The 6,492-nt window shown below is 42.6% G+C and carries 7 protein-coding genes; all 7 read left to right on the top strand.

The window, feature by feature from the left end:
- Positions 1-502 precede the first annotated feature (502 nt).
- Positions 503-904 carry a hypothetical protein gene (locus H141_RS0106700; protein ID WP_019675480.1) on the top strand — a complete coding sequence of 134 codons (402 nt, stop codon included), beginning with the start codon at positions 503-505 and terminating at the stop codon, positions 902-904.
- Positions 905-1,350: 446 nt separating this feature from the next.
- The gene (locus tag H141_RS0106710; RefSeq protein ID WP_019675482.1) at positions 1,351-1,857 is read left to right on the top strand and encodes a hypothetical protein; all 507 of its coding nucleotides are present in this window, start codon (positions 1,351-1,353) and stop codon (positions 1,855-1,857) included.
- A 398-nt stretch (positions 1,858-2,255) separates the two neighbouring features.
- Entirely contained in the window at positions 2,256-2,561 is a 306-nt protein-coding gene (locus H141_RS19925; protein ID WP_019675483.1) for a hypothetical protein, read from the top strand.
- 99 nt (positions 2,562-2,660) lie between these two features.
- A complete protein-coding gene (locus H141_RS0106720) occupies positions 2,661-3,506 on the top strand; it encodes a trypsin-like serine protease (protein ID WP_019675484.1) in 846 nt (281 codons plus the stop codon).
- 143 nt (positions 3,507-3,649) lie between these two features.
- On the top strand, positions 3,650-4,009 hold the full coding sequence (locus tag H141_RS0106725; protein ID WP_019675485.1) for a hypothetical protein: 360 nt from the start codon (positions 3,650-3,652) through the stop codon (positions 4,007-4,009).
- 130 nt (positions 4,010-4,139) lie between these two features.
- Positions 4,140-4,589 (top strand): GNAT family N-acetyltransferase, encoded by a 450-nt coding sequence (locus tag H141_RS0106730; protein ID WP_205620348.1) that lies wholly within the window; start codon positions 4,140-4,142, stop codon positions 4,587-4,589.
- 160 nt (positions 4,590-4,749) lie between these two features.
- Complete coding sequence (locus H141_RS0106735) at positions 4,750-6,315, top strand: transposase (protein WP_019675487.1); 1,566 nt, start codon at positions 4,750-4,752, stop codon at positions 6,313-6,315.
- Positions 6,316-6,492 lie beyond the last annotated feature (177 nt).

The following is a 6,492-nucleotide window of genomic DNA, read 5'->3' on the forward strand; positions in this document are numbered from 1 at the left end:
CAAAAGCGGAAAAGTCCGTGTTTAAATACGGATTTTTCCGCCGAATAAGCGTTATGTGATTAAGAAAAGGATAGCTCGTGAGTTTATTTAGTGATCCCGTAAAGTGGGCTGAATCAGTGGCCAAGACCAGGGTTCGTTTAATGTTTTACATAGTTGTGCATTGTGGCCTTTTAATAGCTGGATTGTGGAATCTGTATAATTCAATGTTGTCAAAAGGTCTGACTACTGATGTTTCATATACTGAGTTTTTAAGCTTTAGTAGCCTAATTCTCTTTTTCGGTGCATTTTTCCCAAGCATGTATTTGTACTCTATGTATCGGATGATAAATATCATCAAGGGAAAAAGTTAAATTGATTCAACAATCACATAACAAAGCGCTATTGTCGCCACTGCCGTGGCTGGGACGGCTTACGCTTCGCTTCAGCCGCCCCAAAGCTTTGCGTTATGCCGGCTGAAACATTACAGATAGTCTCAGGAACAACAGTGAAACAGGAAAAGTAAATGTTAGCATTTCTTAAATTTCGACTAGTTATTTTAGCTTGCCTAAGCCTTGTTCTTTCTGCATGTATTACTTGGCCAGGACATCGCCATACTGTAGATGAAGAAAACTTCTATTTACATATCACGACCCCATCTCGCGTTGTAAAAGAAGAAATTCGTTTTAACGCAGAAGAAACAGAACTATTATTTTTACCCGAAAATGCTCAAATCGAGTTAATTGTTTCAGATAATATCGGAAAACATCAGCTCACGATAAAAGAAAACCAAGGTTCTATTGTTTATCACTACAGGTTAAATGGACATAAAACGACATTTGGAGCCAAAGAAAAAGAGTGGTTCGCATCACAAGTCCCTTTAATCATTGAAAAATCTAAATATCAAGATGGTCCGAGTCAGGCATAACAATCGCCAGCACAACGCGCCTTTGGCGCTCGACTCGCAACAAGTTGCTCGCGTGTGTGGCGGGCGTTAGCAGGCATTCGGGGTTTTAAGGGTTTTAGTCAGTAGTTTTGTTCGGGCATTGCTCGTGTTTTGCTTACCAAGCGGCACTGGCAAATAGTCAAAGCTCGCCAGTTTGTGGGTTTGCAGCAAACGGTAGGTAAGGTAGCGTTGTTCTTCGTGGCTTCGCTTAACAGTTTTATAGGTTCCGGTTGGCTCGCTGTGTCGCAGTTAACTGGTGGTGTTTTTAATTAATAGCAGCGTGCCGTTGTTCAGGTTTGCCAGTGCGGCAAGCCGCGATAGTTCGGTGTAGGCTGCTAACAAGCAAAGCCAGCCGACGCGTACCGCGCAGCTGCTTTGAGCGTTATATTGGGCTGTAGTATTGATGTGCTTTCACTTTCGGAGAGTAAATGCAAAAAGGATTTGTGGAAATATTTGAAGCTGAGTCAGCGTTAAAGACATTAGTGCTTTGCATACTGACTATTGGAGCTTACCTAATTTATAAGCTTTATCATTTCTCAAGCCTAATTAATCACAAAACTGAATACAAAATATCTAACTTATTCATTGGAATAACAATTTTATTATTCGCTATCCACTTGGGTAGTTTGATTTATGGTTTAGCCAACCTTCATGACCCAACCATTTTAATAGGAACAATCGGTATTCACATTGTCTCAAGTGTATTCGACGTAACTTGGATAATTGTCGTGCGTAACCGTATTAATTTGATAACGGGTTCAAGTAAAGGTGACAAGCTATGGTTAAAACCATTGATTACGTCAATTTTTCATGTAATTTACATGCAGCATAAAATCAATCAAGGGTTGGCAATGGCCCAATATAACAAGCAAATATTATCGCCAGCAAACAGCGCTGGCTGCGACGTCAACCCGCTGCGCGGCTTTCCGCGCTAAATTTGGGCGTTAGGTTCGTCATGTATTAACGTGATTAAATTGAAACTTTATTGCGGTTGCAATATTTAGTTTTGCTGCAATTATTTTTGTCGTGTCAGTTTTTCTGGCTTTTGCAGTTGCAATGCCTTTGTCGTGCAAGTTTTGCTATTTTAGTGCGGTAAATTTTTGGCTTTTGTTTTTGCGGTTTCAATGTTGTTTCTGTCTTTATTTTTCGTGGCAGTTTCAACTTTTAGTTTGGTTTTGTCGCGGTCATAACCATCGTGGCAAAGTTGTTAATTCGGTGGTGTAAAACCACCTAACAAAAAAATCAAGCCGACCACAAAAAGCGTCACGTTTTTTGCTGTCGCAAAAAAACGCGCCACTTTTTGTGGCGGCTTATTTTGGCGTTATGTGAATATATGAACTCGGAGATCGAGCGCCATCTCAAAGAAATGAGAGAACGTTATAAAGGTATAAATTACGATGAGATCGTTAATTTAGGATGGGTCAATGAAGATCCTGTCACCATTAGTGGCAAAAAATACCACCCTGCGATTTGGGGGCAAGAGTTTGATGGGCAAGCACTTTTGGTTGTTCAACTAACTCGTTGGTATATTCTTCGTTGGTTTGGTGCCACAGACTGTATCGGCTTCCTAGTAAACAAGGCTGGTACATTAAGCGAAGTTGATGCCTATTGGTTAATGCACGAGGTAGGGCACCCATGAAATCACATAACAAGCGCCATCAAAAACGCGCCCTTTGGGCGCTCGACTCGCAACAAGTTGCTCGCGTTTGTGGCGGGCGTTAAATTGCATAGGGAAGTCATGCGTATATTTCTGTTCTTTTCATTAATAATTTTAAGCTTAGCAGCTTCAGCAATTGTTGTTCGTCATGATGTGGATGACAAAAAATATCTTGCGGACACTACAGATTTTGCACCTTTGGCAACACTTTATGTTGATGGGGCTCATGGCACATTAATTAAGCCTGATTGGATTGTGACTGCTGCTCACGCAACGTTCTGTATTAATTCTGGTAGCTACATCGGCCTAAATAATGGCTACCACAAGGTGGAAAGTGTCTTTGTTCATAAAGATTATCAGCCAGGTAAAAGTCACGACATTGCGTTAATGAAATTAGTAAACCCAATAAAGGATGTAGAACCAGCGAGTTTGTATGAAAAAACAGATGAAGTTGGCAAGATAATATGGTTTATCGGTGTTGGCGGCACTGGAAATGGGCTAACCGGACAAACGGTTGATAATTATGAAAATGGCGGAGTTTTACGAAAAGCCGAGAATCGAATCGAACAAGCAGAAGGGCCGCTATTAAAATTCAAATTTGACAGAGATGATGCAGCTTTACCACACGAAGGTGTTTCTGGTGGGGGCGATAGTGGCGGCCCAGCCTATCTGACTATTGACGGTACGAGCCACTTACTCGGCATTAGCTCCAGAGTTGAAGGCGGGGATATCGGGAAGTACGGTGTAGTGGAAGTTTATTCAAGAGTTTCATTTTTTAAGCCTTGGATTGAAAAAATCACCACTGGTGAAGAAACTTTGCAACGGCAATTGGCATTTCCCAAATTAGAGCGCCTTCCTGCAGGTCTCACAGAACAGATTTTACCTGAAGTGTGTTCTGATATCGGGTTAAAACCAAATGCAATTTAACAAATTGCTTAATTTCGTTCCAGCCACAAAAAAACGTGGCCTCCACTGGACTGCCTACGCTGCGCTGCGGCAGCCAATTAGCAAAGCGTTAGCTTATCCACAGAAATAGAAAATCGTCTCAACTAACCTAAAAGGAGCTTTAAATGCATCCCGTACTAGAAAAAACATTTGGTGGCTTATCTCTTCAATATTTCATGCGTCAGTTCATTTTTGGCGTGGCAATAAGTGCATTTGTTGGGTTTATGGCAGCAAGAGGCCCATCTGGAATATCAGTTAGCCTATTGCTAATGTGCATAATTAGCGCAGTACTTTATCCTTATTCACGGTTCGTTTATGAAAGCATCGTAAATTTTATTCTTGGTGAAAATACCTTTTTTGTTAATACTTTTCTCATGTTGTTCGTAAAAATAATGACTATGGTCTTGTGCTGGGGCTTTTCAATATTTATAGCCCCAATTGGTTTGGCATATTTATACTTTCACCACTCAAAAGTAGCAAGCTAACAAAGCAATCAAGCGGATGGCCTTTAAGTTGCACTTTTGCCATTCCGCTACGCTCCATTTTATGGCAAAAGTGCAACTTAAAAACCACCGCTTATTGCGGCGTTAGCATTTCAGGATGGTAGGTGTTCGTTTGAGAGTTCGTGATGCAAAGCCTGAAGATGCTTTAAGATTGTCTGAACTGTATAACCAATTGGTTAATAATCCTGCGGTAAATGTAGAGCCAGAACAAATACAGGCACTTTATGACGATGCGCGTTCAAAGTTATTTGTCTGCGACTACCAAGGTATTGTTGTCGGTAGCGCATTAGTATCACTGTGTCCTGATGTTATGTTTCGTAAACAGCCGTTTGCTGTAGTAGAAAACGTTATTGTTGATGTTGCTGCTCGCGGGTTGGGTGTTGGTACTGCTTTATTTCAGGCAATAGAAATTTTTTGTGTTAGTACAAACTGCTCTAAGATCATGCTTCTTAGCTCTTCGCAGCGTTTAGATTCGCACGCATTTTTTGAAAAGCAGGGTTATAAAGGGGCGGTCAAGCGTGGCTTTGTTAAGTATCGTTCTGCATTTACCAGTGCAGGGTAAAATACTAACAAGCGCCTTAAACAACGCGGCCTGCGGCCGCTGGACTCGCAACAAGTTGCTCGCCGTTTAGGCGTGCGTTGAGGCTGTAGAAAAACCTCTTTTCACGCGATCGAGTTTGTGATCAAATAGCATTGTCTGATTAAAAAGTGGACAACGCCTCATGCCTAAATACATCCCTTATGACTACAACCAAAGCGCCATGGTGGTGATTAATTATCTCGACCAACTGCAGCCTGGCACCTTTGAATACGCCATCCACTACCTGATTGATAACAAGCTGGACTTGTCGATATTTCACTGTAAATACCAAAATGAAAACAACGGGCGCCCGGCGTATGATCCTGCGGTGCTATTAAAAGTCATTTTGTTTGCCTACTCAAAAGGCATTACCTCCAGCCGGGAAATACAGTGGTGCTGTGAAACCAATATCATCTTCAAAGCGCTGTCGTGCGATACGGTACCGCACTTTACGACGATAGCGGCTTTTGTCAGTAGCTCGTCGGTGCAAATTGCGCAGTTGTTTGAACAGGTGCTGTTGGTGTGCCATCAACAAGGATTGTTGGGTAATGAGTTGTTTGCCATAGACGGTTGCAAAATGCCGTCTAACGCTGCCAAGGAATGGTCTGGCACCTTTAAAGAACTAAGTGCAAAGCGGGATAAATTAAAGCGGCAAATTCGTTACCATCTGGAACAACATAAAAAGCTGGATGAGCAAGCCAATGCTGATGAAGTTCGCAAAGCGAGGCATCAACAAAGTATCGACACGCTAAATAAAGCGCATGACAAAATCACCGACTTTCTAAAGACCGCCAGTCCACGGATGGGCCAGGGCAAACGCAGCAAGGAAGTGAAAAGTAACATCACCGATAATCAGTCAGCCAAAATGACCACCAGCAAAGGCACCATTCAGGGCTATAACGGCGTGGCGGCGGTGGATAAAAAACATCAAATCATTGTGGACGCCCAAGCCTTTGGCGAAGGGCAGGAACATCACACTTTAGTGCCGGTACTGGAAAAGATAAAGCAGCGCTATAAAAGCATAGGGATTAGCGACAACATCTTTGCCAATAACACCATAGTCACGGCCGACACCGGCTTTGCCAATGAAGCCAACAACAGTTATCTATACCTGCAAAACATTAATGGCTTCATCCCGGATAACCAGTTTAGAAAACGTGACCCGAAGTTTAGCGAGCAACAGAAAAAGTACGGAAAACGGCATATTCCGACAGCTAAGGGGCAGAAAGCCATTATCCCCTCCAGTGCTTTTACGTTTGACCCAATATCGATGACCTGTGTTTGCCCTGCAGGGGAGTCGCTACCCTTTAGAGGTTTCAGGCTTGAATCAGATGGACTACAAAGAGCTCAATTTAATGGCAGACTATTGCAGTGTCGAAATTGTGATTTAAAAGAACAATGCATGATAAACCCCGAGTCAGCTAGCCATCGAAAGGGCAATGGCCGACAGGTCTCGTTTTTAATGAAAGCCAATGCGCCACCTAATTACACCGATTGGATGAAACAGCGAGTAGACAGCGATGCCGGTAAACAAATATACAGCCATCGAATGTCGGTAGTGGAGCCGGTGTTTGGCAATATTGGCACCAACAAACGGCTGAACCGGTTTAGCTTGCGCGGCAAAACCAAGGTGCAAGGCCAGTGGCAATTGTATTGTATGGTGCATAATCTGGAGAAGGTAAACCGATACGGTAAGCTAGCGGAATAGCGGTACTGATATCACGCAGAGCGGCCTGATAACTCACTAGTTTTACATAACTAGCATCAACTCAATCTTGTCTTGATATTCCCACCAAAAGCATGCAAAGTTCGTAACAAATAATAAACAGAATAGCCTGGGTAGAAATGCTGTGTTGTAAACAGGTTTTTCTACAGGCTCGTTATG

This window comes from Arsukibacterium perlucidum DSM 18276, assembly GCF_000382165.1.
Taxonomy (GTDB): domain Bacteria; phylum Pseudomonadota; class Gammaproteobacteria; order Enterobacterales; family Alteromonadaceae; genus Alishewanella; species Alishewanella perlucidum.